Source organism: Streptomyces sp. NPDC031426, from assembly GCF_055581585.1.
Genome location: NZ_JBVIJE010000028.1, coordinates 45,120 through 68,440, shown reverse-complemented (window position 1 = coordinate 68,440; position 23,321 = coordinate 45,120). Strand labels below are relative to the sequence as shown.

Genomic DNA, 23,321 nt, shown 5'->3' with positions numbered 1-23,321 from the left:
ACGGGGTGACGGCAGCGCCGCGTCGGTCCGGCGGAACACCGCGGCGACCGGCACGGGCCGGGCGAAGCACCCTCCCGGCCCGATGGGGCAGGTGCGTGAACTCGCGGCGCTCCCGGGCCTTTCGGCGTCCGCCGGCGAAGACACATGCGCCTCGTGACGCAAGGGCCCGGTTCTGCGTCTAACTGAGCGCGGCGGCGCCACGGCACGGGCCGGGGCCGGCCCCGCGCTTCGGACTGTGCCCGGTCACCACGGCACACGACCGACACACAAACGACAAGGGCGCCGTACGCCTCCGCGGAGGGCGGTGGGCGCGCAACGAAGCCGCGGTGTAAGGGTGCCGAGGGCGGGAGGGCAGGAGATGACACGCAGCAGCGTGGACCAGGAGGGGGCGGTACCGCGTGCTCGGCACACCGGTGAAACCGATGCGGAGGGCGAGCCGGAGGGCGGGCGCCGTGACCGTCGGCGCAACCGTGGCCACGAAGGTCGCACGGAGCCCGGATCACCGCGCCCCAAACGCCGGATACTGCGCTGGTCGGCGTTGACCCTGGCGGTCGTCATACTCGGCACCGCCGCCGCGGGTTACCTCTACTACGAGCATCTCAACGCCAACATCCAGAAGGACAAGCTGAACCTGGGCGACTCGGACGTGCCCGAGGCGACCCCGAACGCGGCCGGCCAGACGCCGCTGAACGTCCTGCTGATCGGCTCGGACAGCCGGAACAGCGCGAAGGACCTCCAACTCGGCGGGTCCAAGGGGGATGTGGGCCGCGCGGGCCTCGCGGACGTGCAGATGCTGGTGCATGTGTCGGCCGACCGCACCAACATGTCCGTGGTCAGCCTGCCCCGCGACACGATGATCCCGATCCCCAGGTGCACCGACCCGCACGACGGCCACAAGTACCCGGCGCTCTCCCTGGCCATGTCCAACGAGTCGCTGGCCCGCGGCGGCCCCGGCTGCACAGTCGCCACCTGGCAGAGCCTCACCAACATCCACATCGACCACTTCATGATGGTCGACTTCTCCGGCGTGGTCGACATGGCGGACGCCATCGGCGGCGTCCCGGTCTGCGTCAAGCAGAACGTCTGGTCGCACACCTCCGACGGGCACGGCTCCGGCCTGAAGCTGAAGGCGGGGACGACGTACGTCAAGGGCGAGCAGGCCCTGCAGTGGCTGCGCACTCGCTACGGCTTCGAGGACGGCAGCGACCTCGGCCGTACCCACGCCCAGCACATGTACATGAGCGCGATGGTGCGCCAGCTGCGCAAGAACGCGACGCTGACCAACCCCGGCGCGATGCGCGGTCTGGCGGAGACCGCGACGAAGGCCCTCAAGGTCGACGAGGGCCTGGGGACGATCGCGAAGCTGTACGACCTGTCCGAGGAGTTCAAGAAGGTCCCCACCAAGCGCATCACGATGACGACGCTGCCGACCGTGGAGTGGTCGCAGAACCGTGCCCGGCTCGTGCCCGCGCCCGGGGACGCGGACCAGCTCATCTCCATGGTCCGCGACGACACCCCGCTGGACGGACGCGGCGTGAAGCACAAGACCGTGGAGCAGCCGAAGACCCCCACGGACCCGGACGGCAAGATCGCGGTGCAGGTCCGCAACGGCACCGGATCGAACGACGCGGCCCCCACGCCCCAGCGGGCGAGCGGGGTCGTCCAGATCCTGCAGGGCAAGGGGTTCACCCAGGCCACGGCGGACACCACGCCGGCCTCGGAGGCCAGGACCACCGTCCTGTATCCCAGCGCCGACCTCGAAGGGGACGCCGAGGCGGTGGCCAAGGCACTCGGGATCCCGCTCAAGCAGGTGCGCAAGTCGACCGACGTCTCCGGCGTCACGCTGGTCGTGGGCGCCGACTGGCGCACCGGCACCGCGTACACGGCGCCCACCAAGCCGACGAAGGCGCCGTCCACGGCGGCCGTGCTCCCCGGCGACAAAAAGGACGCGTGCATGAGCGTCCAGAAGGGCTTCACCTGGTGAGGAAGGCGCGATGACCGGGCAGCCTCGGTCACCGCACAGGCCGCGCGTACGACGACGGGGCCGCGACTCCGCGAGGAGTTGCGGCCCCGTAGGCGTGCTGCGCGGCGGTGATCAGTACGCGGCGGTGCGTATCCGCATCTCACCGCTGACGCTGTCCATGTAGCCCGTGGCGTAGGACGTCATGCCCTTGTCGTACACCTGCGGGGTGTAGCACTGGGTCTGACCCTGCGTGATGGTGCAGCTGTAGGTGCGTCCGTCGTTGTTGCGGGTGACGGTCGCGACCGAGCAGGCGTACCCGGCGGAGGCGTTTCCGCACGCACCCTGCGGGTTCTTGAGGGTGAGCCGGGCCCAGGCCGTGTGACAGGTCAGGCTGTGGCGCAGCTCGATGGTGCCGTGGGTGCCGGCGCTGTTCGTCATCGGCGCGGACTCGACCGTGGTCCCGTCGTCGGCGCAGCCGGTGGACGCCGGGCTGGTGCCGTCGTTGGTGTACGCCTGCGCGCCACCGGTGGCGGCGATGACGGACAGGGCGACGCCGCCGAACACGACGGCGGTGCGAGCGAGGGCTCGCTTCTTCAGGTTCATGACTTTCTCCTGCGCATGCCGGGAGACCGGCCGGCGCATCAAGCCGCTCGGACAGTCGTAGTCGGGAAGAGCTGTGGTGCTGAGAGCCGCGGTGGTCAGCTTCCGTGGTCGCGCAGCCTGCGCCCGGTCATCGCGTATCCCCCGTCAGTCCCCACAGGTCGATCACAGGATCGACCGGAAGATCATGACCTATGGCCATGCCCACGGCAAACGCTATAGCCGTCCACAGGACGGGCAACGGCCGTTCACGGATGTGGAGATTGACGGACATCAACAACCGTGATCAACCGCGGCGCCAACTCGGGTTGCCGCCATTTCACATGCGACAGGACCGGCTCCCAGCCGGCCGGCGACTCCGCCGACCGCGTGTCGGCCCAGGGCTCGGGCGCCACCGCCAACGGCGGCATCCCCTATCTGCTATCTGCCGGTGCAGGTGACGCGCACCGGGACCTGGGACAACCGGCTCGACGGACAGAACGTACGGATGACCATCACGTCCGCCGCCACGACCGGAGCGGTTCTCTCCGTCCCCGAAGCGGCCATCAACGCCGGTGCGGACGCCCGTACCAGCGTCACCGTGGTGCGCCCCGACGGCTCGAGCACCGGGTACGGGTCCTCGTGGGCGTGTCGGCGGACGGCAAGGTGCAGGTCACACCGGTCGGCTCGGCGCGGCTGAAGGCGGGCGACCGCGTGGTGGTCGGCCGGTGAGCGAGCCGACCGCCGCCCCGCCCGTGATCCGGTTGCGTGGGGTCGCCAAGACCTACCCGGGCGCCGTCGCCGTGCACGCCCTGCACCCCACCGACCTCGACGTCGAGCGCGGCCACTTCGTCGCCGTGATGGGCCCCTCCGGTTCGGGAAAGTCCACCCTGCTCAATCCGATCGGCAAGCTGGACCGGCCCACGGCCGGCCGCTACGAGTTCAGCGGCACCGATGTCTCCGCCCTCCGGAAGCACGAACGCACGGCGCTGCGCGGCCGCCGGGTCGGTTTCGTCTTCCAGTCCCTCCACCTGCTGGCGCACCGTACGGCCACCGAACGCGGCCCTGGCCCAGCTGTACGTCACGACCGACCGCGGCGCCCGCACCGACCGGGCCGTCGCGGCGCTGCGCACCGTGGGCCTCGGTCACCGGCTGGACGCGCTGCCGCCCACCCTGTCCGGTGGCGAACGCCAAAGCGTCGCCGTGGCGCGGGCGTTGGTCAACCGACCCGAACTGATCCTCTGTGACGAACCCACCGGCAACCTCGACTCCGCGACCTCGGCGCACGTGATGAACCTGCTCGAAGAACTCCACGCGGCGGGACTCACCGTCGTGGTCATCACCCACGACCCCGCCGTGGCCGAACGGGCCCGGCGCGTGCTGACCATCCGCGACGGCCGGATCCTCACCGACACCGACCGGCGGGCGGCCGCGTGACCGGGGGCCGGTTCACAGCGGTGGTCCGGCGGGCCGGGCGGGACCGGCGACCGTCGCCGGCGCCCCCGTCCCGGCTGCTCGTGCGCGACATGTTCGCCGAGTCCCTCGCCGGCCTGGTGCAGCGGCCCGGCCGCTCGGTGCTCACGACGCTGGGCACGGTGCTCGGCGTGGGCGCCTTCGCTCGGCACACTCGGCGGACTGATCGGCACGGCGATCGGGGTGTGCACGGTGGTCACCGTCGCCCTGGGGCAGCCCTGGACCGCCATCGTGGACCCGATGACCGTCCTGCCCGCCCCGCTCGTGGGCTCCGTCGTCGCCCTGCCGTTGGGCCTCTACCCCGCGCTGCGGGCGGCCCGCATCGAGCCGCTGGAGGCGCTGCGGCAGTGACCGTCCGAGGGCACCCTTCCGGGTGCCCTCGCCCCTTTCCGGCTCTCGGCGGCGAGGCTCACATGCCGGCGCCCGCCATCGCACGGCAGGTCTCCGAACAGCGGCGACACGCCTCCGCACAGCGCATCATCTGCTGGTCGTCGCGCATGGACATACACGCCTCGGCGCACATCTCGCACACCTTGGCGCAGAGCGTGCACATCTCGGCGGACATGGGTGAACGGCGCATCATCATGTCGGCGCACATGCGGGTCATCTCGGAGCAGTCCATCAGGGCACGCATGACCTGCATCTGCTGCTGGCCGCCCTTCTGCATGCAGGAGCTCATGGTCTCCTCGCAGACGCTGTGGCAGTTCATGCAGGCCTCGACGCACTCCTGCATCTGCTGGGTGAGCGCCGGCATCATCTGGGACTGGGTCATGGCTCCTCCTCGGAGGGCGGGGGCCCGGGGCAGACCCCGTATGCTTCCGTCCTACGTCGCCCCGGCCCCGCGCGCATGTGACCGACCGGTCGTAAGGTGCGGCGCGGCAGCAGAAAGGCGCCCCGGAGGGCGCCTTTCCGAACAGACCCGAAGATCCTTACCGCTAGGGCAGGTTGCGGGCCATGACGATCCGCTGGACCTGATTCGTGCCTTCGTATATCTGGGTGATCTTGGCATCGCGCATCATGCGCTCCACCGGGTAGTCGCGGGTGTAGCCGTAGCCGCCGAGGAGCTGGACGGCGTCGGTGGTGACCTCCATCGCGACGTCCGAGGCGAAGCACTTGGCGGCGGCGCCCAGGTAGGTGAGGTCGGCGTCGCCGCGCTCGGAGGCGGCCGCGGCCTGGTAGGTGAGGGCGCGGGCCGCCGAGATCTTCATCGACATGTCGGCGAGCATGAACTGGATGCCCTGGAAGTCGGCGATCGGCTTGCCGAACTGCTTGCGCTCCTGGACATAGCCCTTGGCGTAGTCGAAGGCGCCCTGCGCCACACCGAGCGCCTGGGCGGCGATGGTGATGCGGGTGTGGTCCAGGGTCTTCATGGCCGTCATGAAGCCGGTGCCCTCCTCGCCGATCATGCGGTCGGCGGGGATGCGGACGTTGTCGAAGTAGACCTCGCGGGTCGGGGAGCCCTTGATGCCGAGCTTCTTCTCAGGAGCACCGAAGGAGACGCCCTCGTCCGACTTCTCGACGACGAAGGCGGAGATGCCCTTGGAGCGCTTGGCCGGGTCCGTGACCGCCATCACCGTGTAGTACTCGCTCACGCCCGCGTTGGTGATCCAGCGCTTCACGCCGTTGAGGATCCAGTGGTCGCCGTCGCGGACTGCCTTGGTCTTCATGCCGGCCGCGTCCGAGCCCGCCTCCGGCTCGGAGAGGCAGTACGAGAACATCCCGTCGCCCTTGGCGAGCGGGGTCAGGTACTTCTTCTTCAGCTCCTCGCCGCCGGAGAGGATCACCGGGAGGGAGCCGAGCTTGTTCACGGCGGGGATGAGGGAGGAGGACACGCAGGCGCGAGCCACCTCCTCGATCACGATCACCGTGGCGAGCGCGTCGGCGCCGGCGCCGCCGTACTCCTCGGGGACGTGCACCGCGTGCAGGTCATTGGCGACGAGGGCGTCGAGGGCCTCCTGCGGGAAGCGGGCCTCCTCGTCCACCGCCGCGGCGTACGGCGCGATCTTCGCCTCGACCAGGGAACGGACGGCGTCGCGGAGCATGTCGTGCTCCTCCGACGGGCGGTACAGGTCGAAGTCAGCCGATCCGGCCACGGTCTCTCACGCTCCAAAGACGCAGTGATACTGACGCTAATTACCGTTAAGTAACTCAAATTTTAGAGGGCCGCCCGCGGCGCGCCTACGTGAGCTACACGACAGCGGGGAAATTGCCCTTCGAGGCGCCCGACTATGCTCAGGGGCCGCAACACCGACGTACCCGAGCTGGAGCGCATCCATGAGCCTGAAGATCACCGTGATCGGCACCGGCTACCTCGGCGCCACACACGCCGCGGCCATGGCCGAGCTCGGCTACGAGGTGCTGGGACTCGACGTCATACCCGAGAAGATCGCCATGCTGGAGCGCGGCGAGACCCCCATGTACGAGCCGGGGCTGGAGGAGCTGCTGCGCAAGCACGTGGCCGGCATCGAGGGCTCCACCGGGCGGCTCCGCTTCACCACCGACTGGGCCGAGGTCGGCGCCTTCGGTGACGTCCACTTCGTGTGCGTGAACACCCCGCAGCGGCACGGGGAGTACGCGGCCGACATGTCGTACGTCGACTCCGCCGTCTCCTCTCTCGCCCCGCATCTGCACGGCCCGGCCCTGGTCGTCGGCAAGTCGACCGTGCCGGTGGGCTCGGCCGAGCGGCTGGCCCGCTATCTCGCCGAGCACGCCCCCGCGGGCGGCGACGCCGAGCTGGCCTGGAACCCGGAGTTCCTGCGCGAGGGCTTCGCCGTGCAGGACACCCTGCACCCGGACCGGATCGTGGTGGGCGTGGGCAGCGAGCGCGCCGAGAAGCTGCTGCGGGAGGTGTACGCGACGCCGATCGGCGAGGGCACGCCGTTCGTGGTGACCGACTTCCCGACGGCCGAACTGGTGAAGACGGCCGCGAACTCCTTCCTCGCGACGAAGATCTCCTTCATCAACGCGATGGCGGAGGTGTGCGAGGCCGGGGGCGGTGACGTGGCGAAGCTGGCGGAGGCCATCGGGCACGACGACCGGATCGGGAAGAAGTTCCTGCGCGCCGGGATCGGCTTCGGCGGCGGCTGTCTACCGAAGGACATCCGGGCGTTCATGGCGCGGGCGGGCGAGCTGGGCGCGGACCAGGCACTGACCTTCCTGCGCGAGATCGACTCCATCAACATGCGCCGGCGCGGGCAGATGGTGGAGATGACCCGGGAGGCGCTCGGCGGCGGTTCCTTCCTCGGCAAGCGGGTCGCGGTGCTCGGCGCCACGTTCAAGCCCGACTCGGACGACGTGCGCGACTCGCCCGCGCTGAACGTGGCCGGCCAGATCCACCTCCAGGGCGGCCAGGTCACGGTGTACGACCCGAAGGGCATGGCCAACGCCCGGCGCGTGTTCCCGACCCTCGGGTACGCCGACTCCGCGCCGGACGCCGTACGGGGCGCCGATGTCGTCCTGCACCTCACCGAGTGGCGGGAGTTCCGCGAGCTGGACCCGGCGACGCTCGGCGAGGTCGCGGCGGCCCGGCTGATCCTGGACGGCCGCAACGCACTCGACCCGGAGCTGTGGCGCCGGGCGGGCTGGACGTACCGGGCGATGGGCCGCCCGACCGCATAACCCACCGGACAGGTGACGCCGGTTCGGCCGAGGCTCAGTCGGCCGAACCGGCGTCTTTCCGCATTCTGCACCACCGGACACATACGTGGCCGGTGAACTGTCTGTGTCTTACCCCTCCTTGGCCCGGTACCGGCGCATTTTCGCCCGCGCCCCGCACACCTGCATGGAGCACCAGCGGCCGCGTCCGGCCGGACTGCGGTCGTAGTACGCCCAGTGGCAGGTCTCGGACTCGCAGGCCTTCAGCCGCATCCAGGTGCCCTGCGTCACCCCCTCGGCGACGGAAGCGGCGACCCGGGAGAGCAGCGGGGCGTCCGGGGCGGGGGCGAGGGCCGCGGAGCCGTCGCGGTCGTCCACGGCGACGTACAGGGGGGCGCGGGACAGCAGCGCGCCCAGCGGGGTCACCCCGCGGTGCGGCGCGTGCCCGGCGTGCGCGAGCAGCGTGGCCCGCAGCGACTCCCGCAGCTCCCGCGCCTCCGCCAGCCCGTCCTCGGCGATCCCGAAGCGCGCCCGACCCTCCTCGGTGTCCAGCGTGTCGGCGCCGCTCTCGATGTCCAGCGTGTTGACCAGGGACTCGACCAGCGCCAGGGCTCCGGGGGCGGCCGATCTCTCATTCATGGTTGCGACGTTACCCCCAATGCGGGAGCATGCAGTAACCGTTACCGGTTGCCCGACTCTACGGGTAACCCTGTCCGTGACGACTTACGGAGGTAGTCATGGCTCTCGCCAAGTTCGGTGTCGTGGTACTGGACTGTCCCGACCCCCGTGCGCTGGCCGGCTTCTACGCCGAGGTGCTGGGCGGCACGGTGGAGGGGGACGGCGAGTGGGTCGACCTGAAGGTGCCCGGGGGGACGGCACTGGCCTTCCAGCAGGCGCCCGGGCACGTGCCGCCGAAGTGGCCCGCGCCGGACGACTCGCAGCAGTTCCACCTGGATCTGGTCGTGGAGGACCTGGACGCGGCGGAGAAGGGGGTGCTGGAGCTGGGCGCCAAGCCGCTGGACGCGGAGGACCGCGAGCGGACCTTCCGTGTGTACGCCGACCCGGCTGGGCACCCGTTCTGTCTGTGCGCCTGCTGAGGCGTCCGAAGGAGGACATCATGGCGTCCGTCGCCCGGTTCCGCTCCGTCGTGCTCGACTGCCCCGATCCGCATGCGCTGGCCGCCTTCTACGCGGCGGTGGCCGGGGGCACCCCGGACGCCGAGGACGACGACTGGGTCGTCCTGCGGGTGCCGGACGGGCCGCGGCTGGCCTTCCAGCGAGCCGAGGGGTACACCCCGCCGGAGTGGCCGCGCGCGGACCGCAACGGCCAGCAGTTCCACCTCGACTTCGACGCGGGCCGGACCTGGGCGGAGATCGACGTGGCGCATGAGCGGGTGCTGGCGCTGGGCGCCCGGCCGCTGGATCTGGAGGACCGGGAGAAGAAGGACTTCCAGGTGTACGCCGACCCCGCCGGGCATCCGTTCTGCCTGTGCCGGATCGACCACCCGTGACCCGGGTGAGCTAGGGGGTGTGCAGCTCGCCGATCCTCGCGTTCGACGCCTCCCGGCGGTGCTGGGCGGCGCGGGCCGTGAAGTCCGCGCTGCGCAGCACCCGTTGGACGTTGCCCCAGGTCAGCAGGGACAGCTCGGTCTCGGACCAGCCGCGCCGGAGCAGTTCGGCGATCAGGTGGGGGTAGCGGGAGGTGTCGGCGAGGTCGCGGGGGTGGGCGGCGCCGGAGTCGTAGGTGCCGGACAGGCCGACGCACTCGGCGCCGGCCACGTCGCGGACGTGGTCGAGGTGGTCGGCGACGTCCTGGACCGTCGGCCCGGTCTGCTCGGCGGTCAGCGGCACCATGCACAGGCCCTTCGCCGCGCCCAGCGCCGCGAGCAGTCCGTCGGGCAGGTTGGCCGGGTGGGGGCGCAGGGCGCCGGCGGCGGAGCGGGTGCACAGCACGGGCGTCTTGGACAGCGCGAAGGCACGTTCGGCGGTGGCCCCGGAGGCGGCGGAGACATCGGCGAGCACCCCGAGCCGGTTCATCTCGCGCACCACCTCCTCGCCGAACCGGGTCAGGCCCGTCTCCCCCGCCCAGGCGGTGCCGGCGAGCGTGAGCACGCGCAGGCCGAGGGCGTGCAGGACGCGCAGGATGCCGAGGGAGTCGTCGAGCGCGGTGGCGTGGGCGGGGCCCAGCACCACAGCGACCCGGCCGCAGTTGCGGGCGTCGATGATCTGCCCGGCATTGCCCACCAGGCGCAGTCCCTCCGGGTGGGCCTCGATCACCGCGCGCGCCTGGTCCAGCTGTTCCAGGGTCGCGGAGACCGCACGGTCGCCGCCGGGGCCCTCGGGCAGGTGCAGCGACCAGAACAGCGCGCCCACGTGCCCCTCACGCATCCGGGGTATGTCGGTGTCGACGGCCGCCTCGCCCAGCTCCAGGTCGTACCAGGACAGATGACGCAGGGCCCAGGGCAGTCCGCTGTAGCCGTCGGCGACCGGGTGGGCGGCCAGCAGGGCGTGGGCCCGCTCCAGGGACGCGGACTCCGAGGGGAAGGGGTCGTCCGGCAGGCCGTCACCCTCGTCGACCTCGGTCGGGGAGGGGATGTCGTCCTGGAGGTCGGCCATGGCGGGCTCCGTACGTCGTCGTTGCCTACGCGGTCGTGAGCTACGTCGGGCTGGGGCGTATCGCCACGGTCGCACGGAGGGGAGGATGGCTTCCTGGTGAGTGGGGCGTTCGGGGGTACGGCCGGTCAGGCGTCCCGGGGCGTGCGGATCACCCCGTCCAGGGTCTCCCGGACGGGGCGACCATGCGGTCGATCCGCGCGCGCTCGGCGGTCAGGTCCCGCACCAGGCGCGGGGTGGCGATCGCGGAGGGCCTGCCGTCCCGGTCGCGCATGCAGGGCAGCGGCTGCCGGATCTTCCCGCTGCGCAGCCCGGCCGCGTACAGCTCCTGGATCCGGATGACCCGGTCGACGGCCGTCTCCGGGCAGTCGCGGTGGCCGCCGGGGGTGCGCTCGGCGGTGAGCGGCCCTGGGTCTCCGTCCGAAGGGGCTGGACCTCGCCCATCTGCACCCGGTGCGCTCCGACCCGGCCACCGGCTGGTACCGGCGGATCCGGGCAGTCTGGCCCGGCGTCCTGATCGGCAACCCCGACCTGACCGAGCTGTCCACGCAGGCCGTCACCCGGGCCGCGCGGGAGATGCCGGCGGCCGGCGCCGATCTGGTGGCGCTCGGCCGGCCGTTCCTCGCCAACCCGGACCTGGTCACCCGGTGCGCCTCGGCGCACCGCTCGACCCGGTCCGGGACCGGTACTTCATGGGCGGGGCCGCCGGCTACAACGACTACCCCGCCCCGGCGGATCAGGCGGGAGCGCCGTCCAGCGACTCGATGGTGGCGTTGGACGGGGCGCGGGTCGCCTGCAGGTCACGCGCCACGTCCTCCGCAGCGCCCAGCACCCGTACCGCGTTCTGCCAGGTCAGCTTGGCCAGGTCGGCCTTGGACCAGCCGCGGTCCAGCAGTTCGGCGAGCAGGTTCGGGTAGCCGGAGACGTCGCCGAGGCCGTCCGGGGTGAAGGCGGTGCCGTCGTAGTCGCCGCCGATGCCCAGGTGGTCGATGCCGGCGACCTCACGCATGTGGTCCAGGTGGTCCGCGACCGTGGACACCGTGGCGACCGGGCGCGGGTTCCGCTCCTCGAAGGCCTGGTGGATCTTCATCGCCTCGGGGCCGGTGTCGAGGTGGTGCAGACCGTGGGCGCGCAGGTTGTCGTCGGCCGCGGCCGTCCAGTCGACGGCCGCCTGGAGCACGAACTTCGGCACGAAGGTCACCATCGCCACCCCGCCGTTGGCCGGCAGGCGCTCCAGCACGTCGTCGGGGATGTTGCGCGGATGGTCGCACACGGCCCGCGCGGAGGAGTGCGAGAAGACCACCGGCGCGGACGTGGTGTCCAGCGCGGCCCGCATGGTCGAGGGGGCCACGTGGGAGAGGTCGACCAGCATGCCGAGGCGGTTCATCTCGCGGACCACCTCGCGGCCGAACGCAGACAGACCGCCCACCTTCGGCTCGTCCGTGGCGGAGTCCGCCCAGTCGTTGTTGTGGTTGTGGGTGAGCGTCATGTAGCGCACACCCAGCTCGTACAGACCGCGCAGGGTGCCGAGGGAGTTGTCGATGGAGTGACCGCCCTCCGCGCCCATGAGGGAGGCGATACGGCCCTCCGCGCGCGCCGCCTCCATGTCGGCTGCGGTCTGCGCGGCCCGCAGATCGGCGGGGTGCCCGGCGATCAGCTGCCGTACGCAGTCGATCTGCTCCAGGGTCGCCGGCACCGCCCCGGGCCGGTCCGAGGGCACATACACCGACCAGTACTGCGCCCCGACCCCGCCCGCGCGCAGCCGGGGGATGTCGGTGTGCAGGTGGTCGTCCTGGCGTACGGCGATGTCGCGGGCGGCGAGGTCGTAGCGGACCTGCTGGCGCAGCGCCCACGGCAGGTCGTTGTGGCCGTCGACGACCGGGAACTCGCGCAGCAGGGACCGTGCTTCGTCCAGTGAGGTCATTGCCTGTTACTTCCCGAAGCCGAACCCGCTCGACCCCTCGACTTTCGAGCGCAGCCGCTTGCCCTTCTCGGTGGCCTGGTCGTTGAGGTCCTGCTGGAAGTCGCGCATCTTGTGCAGCAGGTCCTCGTCGTGCGCGGCGAGGATGCGGGCCGCGAGGAGACCGGCGTTGCGGGCACCGGCGACGGAGACGGTGGCGACGGGCACGCCGGCCGGCATCTGCACGATGGACAGCAGGGAGTCCATGCCGTCCAGGTACTTCAGCGGCACCGGCACACCGATGACCGGCAGCGGGGTGACGGAGGCGAGCATGCCCGGCAGATGGGCGGCACCCCCCGCCCCTGCGATGATCACCTTCAGTCCGCGGTCGGCGGCCTGCTCGCCGTAGTTGATCATCTCGCGGGGCATGCGGTGCGCGGAGACGACGTCGACCTCGTAGCCGATCTCGAACTCGTCCAGGGCCTTGGCGGCGGCCTCCATGACGGGCCAGTCGGAGTCCGACCCCATGACGATGCCAACAACGGGGCTCATTCGGTGATCGTGCCTCTCAAGTAGCCGGCAGCGTGACGGGCGCGCTCCAGCACGTCGTCCAGGTCGTCGCCGTAGGTGTTGACGTGGCCGACCTTGCGGCCGGGCTTCACGTCCTTGCCGTACATGTGGATCTTGAGCTTGGGGTCGCGGGCCATGCAGTGCAAGTAGGCGGAGTACATGTCCGGGTAGTCGCCGCCCAGGACGTTGACCATCACGGTCCACTGGGCGCGCGGGCGCGGGTCGCCGAGCGGCAGGTCGAGGACCGCGCGGACGTGGTTGGCGAACTGCGAGGTGATCGCGCCGTCCTGGGTCCAGTGGCCGGAGTTGTGCGGGCGCATCGCCAGCTCGTTGACGAGGACGCGGCCGTCGCGGGTCTGGAACAGCTCGACCGCGAGGTGCCCGATGACGCCCAGCTCCTTGGCGATGGTCAGGGCCATCCGCTCGGCCTCGAGGGCGAGGGATTCGTCCAGGGCGGGCGCGGGGGCTATGACCGTGTCGCAGACGCCGTTCACCTGCCGGGACTCCACCACCGGGTAGGCCACGGCCTGGCCGTGCGGGGAGCGTACGACGTTGGCGGCGAGCTCGCGGACGTAGTCGACCTTCTCCTCCGCGAGGACCGGGACGCCGGCCCGGAACGGCTCGCTGGCCTCCTCGGCGGTCTCCACGACCCACACGCCCTTGCCGTCGTAGCCGCCGCGGACGGTCTTCAGGACGACCGGGAAGCCGTCACCCTGGGCCGCGAACCGGACCACGTCCTCCGGGTCGGCGACGATCCGGTGCCGCGGGCACGGAATGCCGATCGCGTCGAGCTTCGCGCGCATCACGCCCTTGTCCTGGGCGTGCACCAGCGCGTCGGGCCCCGGACGCACGGGGATGCCGTCCGCCTCCAAGGCCCTGAGGTGCTCGGTGGGTACATGTTCGTGATCGAAGGTGATCACATCACAACCGCGCGCGAACTCGCGCAGCGTGTCCAGATCGCGATAGTCGCCGATGACGACATCGCTCACGACCTGGGCCGCCGAGTCCTGAGGGGTGTCACTGAGAAGCTTGAACCTGATGCCCAACGGGATGCCCGCCTCGTGCGTCATACGCGCGAGCTGCCCCCCGCCGACCATGCCGACTACCGGGAACGTCACACCCCTAGCGTATCGGCCACGCCGGGACGGCCGGATCGCGTCCCTCTCACAGACTCTTACCAGTCGCTTTCCGCCCTCTTTCCGATCTGTTTCCTGGTCTTGGCCTTGAGCACAGGCGGGGGACGGTTCGTCTGGATAGCATGGCTGGGCCGACGAAACCTACGGACAGGAGCTGCACAGCCATGGAACCTCGTTCCTCGGGGCTGCAACGGCTCGTACGCGAGGTGGCCAAGTTCGGCACCGTCGGCGTTGCGGGCATCTTCGTCAACCTCGGCGTGTTCAACCTGGTCCGCCACGTCTCCGACCTGCCGGTGGTACGCGCCAGCATCATCGCGACCGTGGTCGCCATCGCCTTCAACTACGTGGGCTTCCGTTACTGGACGTACCGGGACCGCGACAAGGGCGGCCGGACCAAGGAGCTCACGCTCTTCCTCTTCTTCAGCGCCATCGGCCTGGTGATCGAGAACGGCGTGCTGTACGCGGCGACCTACGGCTTCGGCTGGGACAGCCCGCTGCAGAGCAACGTCTTCAAGTTCGTCGGCATCGGCGTCGCCACCCTCTTCCGCTTCTGGTCGTACCGCACCTGGGTGTTCCGGGTGCAGCCGTCGCAGGAGGCGGAGTCGATCCTGGTGGCCGAGTCGAAGAGGCCGCACTCCGAGCCGAAGCCGAAGTCCCAGCGGGTTCCGTAACCCGGTTCAGCGCACCGTCGGCCGGTCCTCCTCCGCCTTGCGAGTCGGCGGCGTGCGGGACAGGAACAGACCGAACACCGGCGGCTGAGCTTGCAGCAGCTCAAGGCGGCCGCCGTCGGCCTCCGCGAGGTCGCGGGCGACGGCCAGGCCGATCCCCGTGGAGTTCCGTCCGCTGATCGTCCGCTCGAAGATCCGCGCGCCGAGGTCGGCCGGGACCCCGGGCCCCTCGTCGGTCACCTCGACCACGGCCTGGTTGCCTGTGACCCGGGTGCGCAGCGCGACGGTCCCGCCCCCGTGCATGAGGGAGTTCTCGATCAGCGCCGCCAGCACCTGGGCGACCGCCCCCGGCGTGCCGACGGCCTGCAGATGCCGCTTGCCGGAGCTGACGATGGCCCGGCCGGCGCTGCGGTAGGCGGGCCGCCACTCGGCGAGCTGCTGCTGGATGACCTCGTCCAGGTCGAAGGTGACGGCGGAGCCGGTGCGCGGGTCGCGGGAGTTCGTCAGCAGCCGCTCGACCACGTCCGTGAGCCGCTCGACCTGGGTGAGCGCGACGTTCGCCTCCTCCTTCACGATGTCCGGGTCGTCCGTGAGGGTGATCTCCTCAAGGCGCATGGACAGCGCGGTCAGCGGGGTGCGGAGCTGGTGGGAGGCGTCGGCGGCCAGCCGCCGCTCGGCGGTCAGCATGCGCCCGATCCGCTCGGCGGACGAGTCCAGCACATCGGCGACCCGGTCCAGCTCGGGGACGCCGTACCGCTTGTGCCGCGGGCGGGGATCGCCGGAGCCGAGCCGCTCGGCGGTCTCCGCGAGGTCGGTCAGCGGGGAGGCAAGCCGGTTGGCCTGACGTACGGCGAGCAGCACCGCCGCGACCACCGCGAGCAGCGCCACCAGGCCGATGATCAGCAGGGTACGGCCGACCTCGCGGGTCACCGAGGAGCGCGGCTCCTGCACGGTGACGGTCTCGCCCTCCTCGCCCTGCTGGGTGGCGCGGATGACATCGCCCCGCGGCTTGGTGCCGATCTCTATCGGCGCCTGCCCCGGCATACGGATGACCGCGTACTGCTCCTTGCTCACCGGATTGCGCAGCACGTCCGCGTTGACCTTCTCCGCGGCGAGGAGCCGGCTGTCGACGATGCTGGCCAGCCGGATCGCCTCGGAGTCCACGCGCTCCTGGGCGCTGTTACTGATCGTCCGGGACTCGACGATCACCAGGGAGATGCCGAAGACGGCGATCACCACGAGGACGACGGCGAGGGTGGACTGGATGAGACGTCGGCGCATGTTCCGTTACCTGAGGTGATCGCTGGCCCTGGGAAGGGCCCCCGGGGAGGGGCTCAGCTCTTCTCGAAGCGGAAGCCCACTCCACGCACCGTGGCGATGTAGCGGGGGTTCGCCGCGTCGTCGCCGAGCTTCTTGCGCAGCCAGGAGATGTGCATGTCGAGGGTCTTGGTGGACGACCACCATGTGGTGTCCCAGACCTCGCGCATCAGCTGGTCGCGCGTGACGACCCGGCCGGCGTCCCGCACCAGGACCCGGAGCAGGTCGAACTCCTTGGCCGTGAGCTGGAGTTCCTCGTCGCCCATCCACGCCCGGTGCGACTCGACGTCGATCCGCACCCCGTGCGTGGCCGGCGGCTGCTGCGGCTCGGCGGCACCGCGCCGGAGCAGGGCCCGTACCCGGGCGAGCAGTTCGGCGAGCCGGAAGGGCTTGGTGACGTAGTCGTCGGCGCCCGCGTCCAGGCCGACGACGGTGTCCACCTCGTCGGCGCGCGCGGTCAGGATGAGGATCGGCACGGTGTGGCCGTCGGCCCGCAGCCGGCGGGCGACCTCCAGGCCGTCCATGCCCGGCAGGCCCAGGTCCAGTACGACCAGGTCGACGCCGCCCTGCATTCCGGCGTCGAGCGCGGTGGGACCGTCCTCGCGCACCTCGACCTCGTAACCTTCCCGGCGCAGGGCGCGGGCCAGCGGCTCCGAGATGGACGCGTCGTCCTCGGCGAGCAGTACACGGGTCATGCAGTGATGGTAGACCGCCCGCGCACGGTGCTGGGGTGTGATCGCTTCCAGGAACTCTTACCTTCGTACGCCGCCGGCACGGCGTTGGTATGAACCATCGCTCTGCGGATGCGATCGTAGGAAGGACCTTCGATTCCGGTCCCGCGGTTCCCCCGACACCTGTGATCCGCGTCTCAAGTCCTTCCATATCCGGCAGTGTCCTGTCTTAAAGTGACCTGAACGCCTGTAGTACACCAGGGGACCTTCGGCGGGCAGATGACGCTGAGGGTCTCTTTTGTGTGCGGGCTGATCAAGATCAGCCTTGAAAGGAATGACCTCTGGCCGGGCTCCGCAGCGCATCGCCGCGCGACGGGGCGTGGATCCCGGTGGTCGCCGTCCATCGCCTCCGAGACCCGGATGCGGAATCCCCTCGGGCGTTGGGGCGGACGACCGACCGTTCCGGTGCCGGCCCCCGCCGGGCGCGCAACGCTCCACAAGCGCGTCCCGACCAGCAAGGAACGACCATGGCGTCCAGCCTGACGAAGGACTCGGTCCGCCCGGGCACCCCCGGGTCCGAGAAGACCTTCTTCGGCCACCCCCGCGGCCTGGCCACTCTCTTCATGACCGAGATGTGGGAGCGTTTCTCCTACTACGGCATGAGGGCTCTGCTCCCGCTGTACCTGGTGGCTCCGGGCGGCCTGCACCTGAGCGCGGGCACGGCCACCGCGATCTACTCGGTGTACGTGTCGCTCGTGTACCTGCTCGCCCTGCCCGGCGGCTGGGTCGCGGACCGCTTCCTCGGCCCCCGCAAGACGGTCGCCGTCGCGGGCATCGTCATCATGCTCGGCCACCTCTGCCTCGCGCTGCCCGTGGCCGCCAGCTTCTTCGTCGGCCTGGGTCTCGTCGCCATCGGTTCGGGTCTGCTGAAGGCCAACATCTCCACGATGGTCGGCCACCTCTACAAGGGCCCGGACGACCCGCGCCGGGACGGTGGCTTCACCCTCTTCTACATCGGCATCAACCTCGGTGCCTTCGCCGCTCCGCTGGTCATCGGCACCGTCGGTGAGAACGTCAACTGGCACTTCGGCTTCGCGCTGGCCGCACTCGGCATGGCGCTGGGTCTGGCCCAGTACCTGCTCGGCGGCCGCCACCTGAACCCGAAGAGCAGCGAGGTCCCGACCCCGCTCACCGCCGCGGAGAAGTCCGCCACCCTGCGCAAGGGCCTGATCTGGCTCGTCATCGCCGCGGTCTTCTACGGCCTCGTCGGCGGCACCGGCCACTTCACCCTGAACTGGGCGCTGATCCCGCTCACCCTGATCGGCCTGATCGTCCCGATCCTGGTCATCGCCCGCATCCGCCGGGACAAGGACCTGGACTCGGCCGAGAAGTCGAAGGTGTCGGCGTACATCTGGTTCTTCGTCGCCGCCGCCGTCTTCTGGATGATCTACGACCAGGGTGGCTCGACCCTGTCGCTCTTCGCGGACAGCTCGGCCAAGAACTCGATCGCCGGCTGGACGTTCCCGGTCTCCTGGTACCAGTCGGTCAACCCGGTCATGATCATGGCGCTGGCGCCGGTCTTCGCCTGGCTGTGGCTGTGGCTGAACCACCGTGGCAAGGAGCCGAGCACGATCGTGAAGTTCGCCTCCGGTCTGGTGCTGATCGGTGCGTCCTTCTTCCTCTTCCTCGCCCCGCTGTCGATCGCCGAGGGCGGTCACAAGGCCGCGGCGATGTGGCTGGTCGCGATCTACTTCGTGCAGACCGTCGGTGAGCTGACGCTGTCTCCGGTGGGTCTGTCCGTCACGACGAAGATGGCGCCGAAGAAGTACGCCTCGCAGATGATGGGCGTCTGGTTCCTCGCGGTCACCGCGGGCGACTCGGTCACCGCGCTGGTGTCCAACCCGGCCATCGGCGGCGTCAACCTCGACAAGATGGGCTTCGTCGCCCTGGAGGCCGTGCTCGCCGTCGTCGCCGGTGCGGCGGTGTGGATCTACCGCAAGAAGGTCAACAAGCTGATGGGCGACGTGCACTAGTCGTCCGGGCCTGGCTCGGAGAGGGCCGCCGCATCCCTGTGGGTGCGGCGGCCCTCTTTCATGTCAGGAGGGTCGGTGAGGTCAGGAGGGTCAGCGTGCCCTTCGTTTCGGCATGAACGTGAACACCGCGCCGCCCAGCAGGATCGCCGTGCCCGCCACCAGGCCGAGGGCCTTCAGGGCGCCGTGGTCGCTCGCACCGGTCTGGGCGAGGCCGCCGGAGCCTGAGGTGCTGCCCCCGCCGCTCGTCGAGCCGCCGGAGGTGGACGTGCCTCCGGACGCGCCGCCCTGCTGCCGGCTGGTGTCCAGGGTGAGCGAGACCTCCGTCTTCGTCGGCGTGCACGTCGTGGTGGTACCGAGCGCCTTGACCGTCAGGACGCCCGGGGACAGCGTCGAGGTGCCGCTCGCGCCGGGCTTGTAGGTGCCGGTGAGGTCGGGGATCTCGATCGGGTCGCCGGACTTGATGTCCTTCGCGTTCGTCGGCCCCTCCACATGCACCGTGCCCTTGTCGGCGCCGCCCAGCACCACCTCCATGGACGGCTTCACGGACCCCTTCGGGATGTCGGCGGGGCTGTTCATCACCGACTTCTTGAACTGCACGGTGAGATCGAAGTTCCCGCCGTTCTTCTTCGCGTTGATCTGCACCGGCGAGGTCGCGTTCTTGTCGCCGATCGGGGTCTTGCAGGCGTAGGGGATCTGCACCTCCTTGCCGGTGTAGTCGGTCTGGCCGCTGCCGCCGGTCGCCGTGGCGGTGGCCGACTGGGTGGGGGTGCCCGACCCGGTCGGGGTCGTGGACTGCGTCGGTGTCGCACTGGACGTGCTGCCGCCGCCGTCACCCCCGGTCACCTGGATGGTCGCCGCCTTCTGCACGGTCTCCTTCGGTGTGCACTTGGTGTCCGTCGACATGGCGTTGACGGTGTACGCGTCCGGTGTCAGCGTCACCTCGCCGGCCGTCGTCAGCTTGATGCTGCCCTTCATGTCGGACAGCACCATGGCGCCGCCCTTGGGGATCGCGGGGTTCGTGCGCGTCCCCTGCATGGCGATGTCGGCGACCTGCGCACCGGCCGCCTTCAGCACGCCGGACGGCTGGACGGAGTTCGCGGGCAGGTCGATGATGTCGGGATTCCTGGACGCGGCCTGCACGAACTTCCACACGACGTCCACCGTGTCGCCGACCTTCGCCGTGGCCGGGGCCGTGATGTCGACCTTCGTGGTGCCGTCGATCGGGCTGATGCCCGCGGGTGGCACACAGTGGGTGGCGTACGACACCTCGGCCGCCTGCGCGGGGCTCGCGGCGAGGCCGAGCAGGACGCCCGCACCGCTCAGCGCCAGCGCGGCGCCCGCGGCCGTACCTCTCCTTCGGATGCTCACGTCGGTCCTTTCCTGGTGGGAGTCGTGGGACTCGTCGGGCTGTCGGAGTGCGGTGCGGAGAGCCGGCCGGCCGGGTCACCCGGGACGGAGTCCGGGGCGAACCACGGCAGGGTCGGGTTCGTGGGGGGCGGCTCGGTGGTACGGCCGCCGGTGCGGGGCAGCCGGGGGAGCTGGGGCAGGCGCAGGGTGCGGGTGAGGCGGGCGGCAGCCGGGCGACGCGGGCGCACCCGGTCCACCACGGCCATGCCGGCGCGGAACAGCGCGGCCGGGACGACCAGGCAGAGCAGGATCCAGAACAGCGTCACGCCCCAGGGGCGGTCCACGCCCCACGGCTGTTCGGCGAGGACCCTGCCGTCGTACTTCAGGGAGACGGTGTAGTCGCCGTGCGCCCCGGCGGACAGCTCGACCGGCAGTCTGACCTCGGCCTCCCGGCCGGGCGCCAGGGTGCCGTGCCACTGCCGGTCGTCCCACTGCGGGGCGAAGACGCCGTGCGCCGAGCCGACTTGGAACACCGGGTCCTTGAGCGTGCCGGTGCCGGTGTTGCCGACGGTGAAGACGAGGGTGCGGCTCGGCGGCGCCCCGAACCAGGTGAGCAGTCCGCTCGACCCGGTCAGCCGCGTGTCGGAGAGAATCGCCAGCCGCCCTCCGGACTGTTCGGCGGGCAGCGGGGCGACGGGATGCCCGGCGACCTGCAGGACGGCGTCCGCCTCGGCCTTGGCGCCGGTGACGGTGGCCACGTGCACCACACAGGGGCAGGGCACGGGAGGTTCGGCGACGGGGAGTTTCCGGCTGAAGGCCCCCTGGGCATCGGTGGTCACGGCCCGCCCGTCGCCGTTGGCGCAGGAGTTGGTGCCACCGATGACACCACGGGCCGGTGTGGCCCGCCCACACACCAACACCATCAGCAACGTGCGCGCCCTCCAGCCACTGCCCGTGACGGTGACCGAGCCACCGGCACCGGCCTGAGCCACCGACAGCTTCACGACGGGGCCGTCCGCCGCGGACACCGGACCACCGACAAGCAGCCCAAGCACAGCCATGAGCACCGTCACCGGCAGCAGAATCCTTGCCTTCCCGCTCACTGCACCGCACCTTCCGTCAACTCACCGCCGGGGCACGGGACCTCGGCGAGGGGCGGCGCGGTGGAGGCCGAGGTGCCGGACGGCAAAGGGCCGGAGGACAAACCCCCGGCCACCAGGCCACCGGGGGCCACCACACCAGGCATCGCAACACCCGCCGACAGCGAGCCCGTCACACAGCCTCCGAGGGCCCGACCGTCGAGGGGCGGCGCGGTGGAGACCGAAGTGCCAGACGGCAAGGGGCCGGAGGAGGAATTCCGGGCCGCCGGGGCGTCGGAGGCCGGGGCACCGGGCGTCGGGGGGTCCGGGGCCGAGTGCTCGGGTGCCGGGTCGTCGGAGGCTGTGTGGTGGCGCCGCCTGCGGACTGCGAGCACCGCGATCGCCCCCGCGAGCAACGCGCCGCCCGCCACCGCCGGCCACGGCACGAACCGGGCCGACGTGGTCGCCGTGTCGTGGGCTCCGCCCGGGGCCGTGACCGTCAGCCGTACGTCGACCGCGTCCAGCGCGGGCCGGTCGGGCCAGGGCTCGGTGAGCTTCACGCGGGCGCCGGGGCGCAGGTGGACGGGCAGGGTGCGGGGCGCGCGGTCCAGGACCCGGCCGAGGACGCCGTCCGCGCGCACCGCGAGCCTCGGCACCAGGACGGTCGTACCGCGGTTGACCAGCTCGTACGTGATGCCCTCGGCGTGCACGGCGAGGTGCTCGACGGTCAGCGCGGCGAGCGCCGGGCCGCCGACGCGCAGCCGGACCGGGACGGTGGCCGTACGCCCCCGCGTGTCCCGCGCGACGACGGCACCGGAGCGGTCGCCGGGCGCGGCCCCGACCGGCACGGTCACCGTGAAGGGCACCTCGGCGCGGGTGCGGGCCGGAACGCGTATCCCGTCCTCGGCCTTGTCGGCGAAGACGGTCCGCAGGCCGCTTCCGGACAGCCGTACGACGACCGGCGCCCGCCCGGGATTGGTGACGGCCACCGTGTCCTGCAGGACCGAACCCGGCGGACCCTCGGCGTAGAAGGACGGACGGCCACCGCCCGCGGGCGCGACGGACCACCGCGCGGGTGTGGCTGAGGCGCCGGGTGCGGCACCCAGCACGGTGCACAGGCACAGGGTCGCGGGCAGGATGACGCGCGCCGGAAGCAGCGCCTTGGTCCGGGGCGGGCGCCGATGGCTGGTCAGGGCGCGGGACCCTGGCGCGCGTCGGCGGCGCGGCAGAGCACGGCTCAGCGCGCGGGTCAGAGCGCGGACGGCGGACGGCATGGGCGGCTCCAGCGGTTGGCCCGGACTTCGGCGGTGGCCCGCGAACTCGGCGATCGACCTGGGCTTCGGCGACTACCCCCGGCTTCAGCAGTCGCCCCGAGCCCTGGCAGCTACCAGGTCCAGCAGTTGCCCGAGCTGCTGCGGCTACCGGGCTCCGCCGGGCGGCCCGGGTTTCGGTGGTCGTCGGTCCGGGTCAGCGCCGGGACGGCTGGCCACGGCGGGTCAGCCAGAGCGTGCCCGCCGCTCCGGCGAGGAGCACCGTGCCGCCGAGTGTGCCGAGGGCGATCGCGCTGTCCTCGGGGCCGGTCTGCGGGAGCTGACCGCCGGAGGAGGCGCCCGAGGTCGAGGAGGACGACGAGCCGCCGGCCGCCGTCACGTCCAGCGTGAGCCCCGGCCTGGGACTGTTGGTCGGCGTGCAGGTCGTCGTCGTACCGAGCGCCTTGATGATCAGCGTGCCCGGCGTGAAGGTGACCTTGCCGGTCTTCTTCGGCATGTACGTGCCGGTCAAGTCGCTGATCTTGATCGGGGTGTTGGCGGGGATCGCGGCCGCGTTGGCGGGCCCGCTGACCGGCAGTGTGCCGCTGTCGGCGCCGCCCAGCACGATGCTCGCGCTCGGGGTCATCGCGCCCTTGCCCAGCTCGACCGGGCTGGAGGAGACGCCCTTCTGCCAGGACATCGTGATCTTGTAACCGCTGCCGCTCTTGACGCCCGTCATGTCGATGGGCGAGACGGCGCTCTTGACGCCGATCGGGGTCTGACAGCGGTAGTTCACGTCGACGACGTCGGCGTGGGCCGCCGGCGCGGCCAGCAGCACCGCCGAGCCGGCCAGGGCCGCGGCGGACGCGAGCGCGGCGGTTCGTTTCGGGTACGACACGGTCGGTCCACCCCATTCGTTCCGGATTCGTTCGGACGAGCAGTTCCTGACGACGTATCAGATTCGGCCGTCAAAGTACGCCCGGCGCCGCAAGGAGGGAAGACGCAGCACACGCCGGAGTTGTGGCGATCCGGCGGGTGTGACGCGTGGCTGGAGTGGAGGGTGGGCCCGGGCCGGCCCGGGCCTCACGGCCTGCGCAGTACCTCCGGCAGGCCCGAGGCGTTGAGGGCG

The 23,321-nt window shown here is 71.2% G+C and carries 21 protein-coding genes and 2 pseudogenes; 8 read left to right on the top strand and 15 right to left on the bottom strand.

All coding sequences use genetic code 11. The features are described 5' to 3' along the window. Positions 1 to 358 precede the first annotated feature (358 nt). Positions 359 to 1,984 (top strand): LCP family protein, encoded by a 1,626-nt coding sequence (locus ACZ5NH_RS36960; RefSeq protein WP_468781606.1) that lies wholly within the window; start codon positions 359 to 361, stop codon positions 1,982 to 1,984. Positions 1,985 to 2,095: 111 nt separating this feature from the next. Here the strand turns inward: ACZ5NH_RS36960 and ACZ5NH_RS36955 are convergent, their stop codons facing one another. After that, positions 2,096 to 2,566 (bottom strand): DUF2690 domain-containing protein, encoded by a 471-nt coding sequence (locus ACZ5NH_RS36955; RefSeq protein WP_468781604.1) that lies wholly within the window; start codon positions 2,564 to 2,566, stop codon positions 2,096 to 2,098. 836 nt (positions 2,567 to 3,402) lie between these two features. On the opposite strand from ACZ5NH_RS36955, the pseudogene ACZ5NH_RS36950 reads away from it, so the two are divergent. Together ACZ5NH_RS36950 and ACZ5NH_RS36945 are read left to right on the top strand one after the other, a co-directional pair. Beyond that, a pseudogene (locus ACZ5NH_RS36950) lies at positions 3,403 to 3,979 on the top strand (ABC transporter ATP-binding protein). A 228-nt stretch (positions 3,980 to 4,207) separates the two neighbouring features. Next, positions 4,208 to 4,366, top strand: a complete 159-nt coding sequence (locus ACZ5NH_RS36945) for a hypothetical protein (RefSeq protein ID WP_468781602.1) — start codon at positions 4,208 to 4,210, stop codon at positions 4,364 to 4,366. Positions 4,367 to 4,424: 58 nt separating this feature from the next. Here ACZ5NH_RS36945 and ACZ5NH_RS36940 read toward each other — a convergent pair whose 3' ends face one another. Next, positions 4,425 to 4,787 (bottom strand): four-helix bundle copper-binding protein, encoded by a 363-nt coding sequence (locus tag ACZ5NH_RS36940; RefSeq protein ID WP_388631828.1) that lies wholly within the window; start codon positions 4,785 to 4,787, stop codon positions 4,425 to 4,427. 163 nt (positions 4,788 to 4,950) lie between these two features. Beyond that, positions 4,951 to 6,108, bottom strand: coding sequence for an acyl-CoA dehydrogenase family protein (locus ACZ5NH_RS36935; RefSeq protein ID WP_388631830.1), 1,158 nt, complete (start codon positions 6,106 to 6,108; stop codon positions 4,951 to 4,953). Between the two features lie 181 nt (positions 6,109 to 6,289). On the opposite strand from ACZ5NH_RS36935, the gene ACZ5NH_RS36930 reads away from it, so the two are divergent. Then, positions 6,290 to 7,633 (top strand): UDP-glucose dehydrogenase family protein, encoded by a 1,344-nt coding sequence (locus ACZ5NH_RS36930; RefSeq protein WP_468781600.1) that lies wholly within the window; start codon positions 6,290 to 6,292, stop codon positions 7,631 to 7,633. A gap of 108 nt (positions 7,634 to 7,741) precedes the next feature. Here the strand turns inward: ACZ5NH_RS36930 and ACZ5NH_RS36925 are convergent, their stop codons facing one another. Beyond that, positions 7,742 to 8,248 carry a CGNR zinc finger domain-containing protein gene (locus ACZ5NH_RS36925; RefSeq protein WP_468781598.1) on the bottom strand — a complete coding sequence of 169 codons (507 nt, stop codon included), beginning with the start codon at positions 8,246 to 8,248 and terminating at the stop codon, positions 7,742 to 7,744. 98 nt (positions 8,249 to 8,346) lie between these two features. Here ACZ5NH_RS36925 and ACZ5NH_RS36920 point away from each other — a divergent pair, with 98 nt between their 5' ends. Further along, positions 8,347 to 8,706 carry a VOC family protein gene (locus ACZ5NH_RS36920; RefSeq protein ID WP_388631837.1) on the top strand — a complete coding sequence of 120 codons (360 nt, stop codon included), beginning with the start codon at positions 8,347 to 8,349 and terminating at the stop codon, positions 8,704 to 8,706. A 20-nt stretch (positions 8,707 to 8,726) separates the two neighbouring features. After that, positions 8,727 to 9,119: a VOC family protein gene (locus ACZ5NH_RS36915; RefSeq protein WP_388631839.1), complete on the top strand. Its 393-nt coding sequence runs from the start codon at positions 8,727 to 8,729 to the stop codon at positions 9,117 to 9,119. 10 nt (positions 9,120 to 9,129) lie between these two features. On the opposite strand, the gene ACZ5NH_RS36910 is transcribed toward ACZ5NH_RS36915, so the two are convergent. The 5 genes and pseudogenes from ACZ5NH_RS36910 to ACZ5NH_RS36890 all read right to left on the bottom strand — a co-directional run bounded on the left by ACZ5NH_RS36910 (position 9,130) and on the right by ACZ5NH_RS36890 (position 13,809). Then, a complete protein-coding gene (locus tag ACZ5NH_RS36910; RefSeq protein ID WP_468781596.1) occupies positions 9,130 to 10,224 on the bottom strand; it encodes a dipeptidase in 1,095 nt (364 codons plus the stop codon). Between the two features lie 125 nt (positions 10,225 to 10,349). Further along, positions 10,350 to 10,630 (bottom strand): annotated as a pseudogene (locus ACZ5NH_RS36905) (MerR family transcriptional regulator); the annotation flags it as partial. Between the two features lie 327 nt (positions 10,631 to 10,957). Beyond that, positions 10,958 to 12,145 (bottom strand): dipeptidase, encoded by a 1,188-nt coding sequence (locus tag ACZ5NH_RS36900; protein WP_468781594.1) that lies wholly within the window; start codon positions 12,143 to 12,145, stop codon positions 10,958 to 10,960. Positions 12,146 to 12,151: 6 nt separating this feature from the next. Continuing rightward, positions 12,152 to 12,673 carry a 5-(carboxyamino)imidazole ribonucleotide mutase gene (purE, locus tag ACZ5NH_RS36895; RefSeq protein WP_388631847.1) on the bottom strand — a complete coding sequence of 174 codons (522 nt, stop codon included), beginning with the start codon at positions 12,671 to 12,673 and terminating at the stop codon, positions 12,152 to 12,154. After that, a complete protein-coding gene (locus ACZ5NH_RS36890; protein ID WP_468781592.1) occupies positions 12,670 to 13,809 on the bottom strand; it encodes a 5-(carboxyamino)imidazole ribonucleotide synthase in 1,140 nt (379 codons plus the stop codon). Before ACZ5NH_RS36890 ends, purE begins: the two co-directional genes overlap by 4 nt. Positions 13,810 to 13,991: 182 nt before the next feature. On the opposite strand from ACZ5NH_RS36890, the gene ACZ5NH_RS36885 reads away from it, so the two are divergent. Then, on the top strand, positions 13,992 to 14,498 hold the full coding sequence (locus tag ACZ5NH_RS36885) for a GtrA family protein (protein ID WP_450984008.1): 507 nt from the start codon (positions 13,992 to 13,994) through the stop codon (positions 14,496 to 14,498). Between the two features lie 6 nt (positions 14,499 to 14,504). On the opposite strand, the gene ACZ5NH_RS36880 is transcribed toward ACZ5NH_RS36885, so the two are convergent. Together ACZ5NH_RS36880 and ACZ5NH_RS36875 are read right to left on the bottom strand one after the other, a co-directional pair. Next, on the bottom strand, positions 14,505 to 15,776 hold the full coding sequence (locus tag ACZ5NH_RS36880) for an ATP-binding protein (protein ID WP_388631855.1): 1,272 nt from the start codon (positions 15,774 to 15,776) through the stop codon (positions 14,505 to 14,507). 53 nt (positions 15,777 to 15,829) lie between these two features. Further along, positions 15,830 to 16,507, bottom strand: a complete 678-nt coding sequence (locus ACZ5NH_RS36875) for a response regulator transcription factor (protein ID WP_020940464.1) — start codon at positions 16,505 to 16,507, stop codon at positions 15,830 to 15,832. A 503-nt stretch (positions 16,508 to 17,010) separates the two neighbouring features. On the opposite strand from ACZ5NH_RS36875, the gene ACZ5NH_RS36870 reads away from it, so the two are divergent. Then, positions 17,011 to 18,516: an oligopeptide:H+ symporter gene (locus tag ACZ5NH_RS36870; RefSeq protein WP_468781590.1), complete on the top strand. Its 1,506-nt coding sequence runs from the start codon at positions 17,011 to 17,013 to the stop codon at positions 18,514 to 18,516. Positions 18,517 to 18,606: 90 nt separating this feature from the next. Here the strand turns inward: ACZ5NH_RS36870 and ACZ5NH_RS36865 are convergent, their stop codons facing one another. The 4 genes from ACZ5NH_RS36865 to ACZ5NH_RS36850 form a co-directional block, all read right to left on the bottom strand. Beyond that, positions 18,607 to 19,884 carry a hypothetical protein gene (locus tag ACZ5NH_RS36865; RefSeq protein ID WP_388631861.1) on the bottom strand — a complete coding sequence of 426 codons (1,278 nt, stop codon included), beginning with the start codon at positions 19,882 to 19,884 and terminating at the stop codon, positions 18,607 to 18,609. After that, positions 19,881 to 20,966: a hypothetical protein gene (locus ACZ5NH_RS36860; RefSeq protein ID WP_468781588.1), complete on the bottom strand. Its 1,086-nt coding sequence runs from the start codon at positions 20,964 to 20,966 to the stop codon at positions 19,881 to 19,883. Before ACZ5NH_RS36860 ends, ACZ5NH_RS36865 begins: the two co-directional genes overlap by 4 nt. After that, positions 20,963 to 22,216 (bottom strand): COG1470 family protein, encoded by a 1,254-nt coding sequence (locus ACZ5NH_RS36855; protein WP_468781586.1) that lies wholly within the window; start codon positions 22,214 to 22,216, stop codon positions 20,963 to 20,965. The genes ACZ5NH_RS36860 and ACZ5NH_RS36855 overlap by 4 nt, the downstream gene beginning before the upstream one ends. A 193-nt stretch (positions 22,217 to 22,409) precedes the next feature. Beyond that, on the bottom strand, positions 22,410 to 23,090 hold the full coding sequence (locus ACZ5NH_RS36850) for an LPXTG cell wall anchor domain-containing protein (protein WP_468781584.1): 681 nt from the start codon (positions 23,088 to 23,090) through the stop codon (positions 22,410 to 22,412). Between the last annotated feature and the right edge of the window lie 231 nt (positions 23,091 to 23,321).

Bases quoted from the DNA above. Each gene is read 5' to 3' on its own strand.
- ACZ5NH_RS36960 (WP_468781606.1), top strand. From the start codon at position 359: ATGACACGCAGCAGCGTGGACCAGGAGGGGGCGGTACCGCGTGCTCGG.
- ACZ5NH_RS36955 (WP_468781604.1), bottom strand. From the start codon at position 2,566: ATGAACCTGAAGAAGCGAGCCCTCGCTCGCACCGCCGTCGTGTTCGGC.
- ACZ5NH_RS36940 (WP_388631828.1), bottom strand. From the start codon at position 4,787: ATGACCCAGTCCCAGATGATGCCGGCGCTCACCCAGCAGATGCAGGAG.
- ACZ5NH_RS36930 (WP_468781600.1), top strand. From the start codon at position 6,290: ATGAGCCTGAAGATCACCGTGATCGGCACCGGCTACCTCGGCGCCACA.
- ACZ5NH_RS36925 (WP_468781598.1), bottom strand. From the start codon at position 8,248: ATGAATGAGAGATCGGCCGCCCCCGGAGCCCTGGCGCTGGTCGAGTCC.
- ACZ5NH_RS36920 (WP_388631837.1), top strand. From the start codon at position 8,347: ATGGCTCTCGCCAAGTTCGGTGTCGTGGTACTGGACTGTCCCGACCCC.
- ACZ5NH_RS36915 (WP_388631839.1), top strand. From the start codon at position 8,727: ATGGCGTCCGTCGCCCGGTTCCGCTCCGTCGTGCTCGACTGCCCCGAT.
- ACZ5NH_RS36910 (WP_468781596.1), bottom strand. From the start codon at position 10,224: ATGGCCGACCTCCAGGACGACATCCCCTCCCCGACCGAGGTCGACGAG.
- ACZ5NH_RS36900 (WP_468781594.1), bottom strand. From the start codon at position 12,145: ATGACCTCACTGGACGAAGCACGGTCCCTGCTGCGCGAGTTCCCGGTC.
- purE (WP_388631847.1), bottom strand. From the start codon at position 12,673: ATGAGCCCCGTTGTTGGCATCGTCATGGGGTCGGACTCCGACTGGCCC.
- ACZ5NH_RS36885 (WP_450984008.1), top strand. From the start codon at position 13,992: ATGGAACCTCGTTCCTCGGGGCTGCAACGGCTCGTACGCGAGGTGGCC.
- ACZ5NH_RS36880 (WP_388631855.1), bottom strand. From the start codon at position 15,776: ATGCGCCGACGTCTCATCCAGTCCACCCTCGCCGTCGTCCTCGTGGTG.
- ACZ5NH_RS36875 (WP_020940464.1), bottom strand. From the start codon at position 16,507: ATGACCCGTGTACTGCTCGCCGAGGACGACGCGTCCATCTCGGAGCCG.
- ACZ5NH_RS36870 (WP_468781590.1), top strand. From the start codon at position 17,011: ATGGCGTCCAGCCTGACGAAGGACTCGGTCCGCCCGGGCACCCCCGGG.
- ACZ5NH_RS36855 (WP_468781586.1), bottom strand. From the start codon at position 22,216: ATGCCGTCCGCCGTCCGCGCTCTGACCCGCGCGCTGAGCCGTGCTCTG.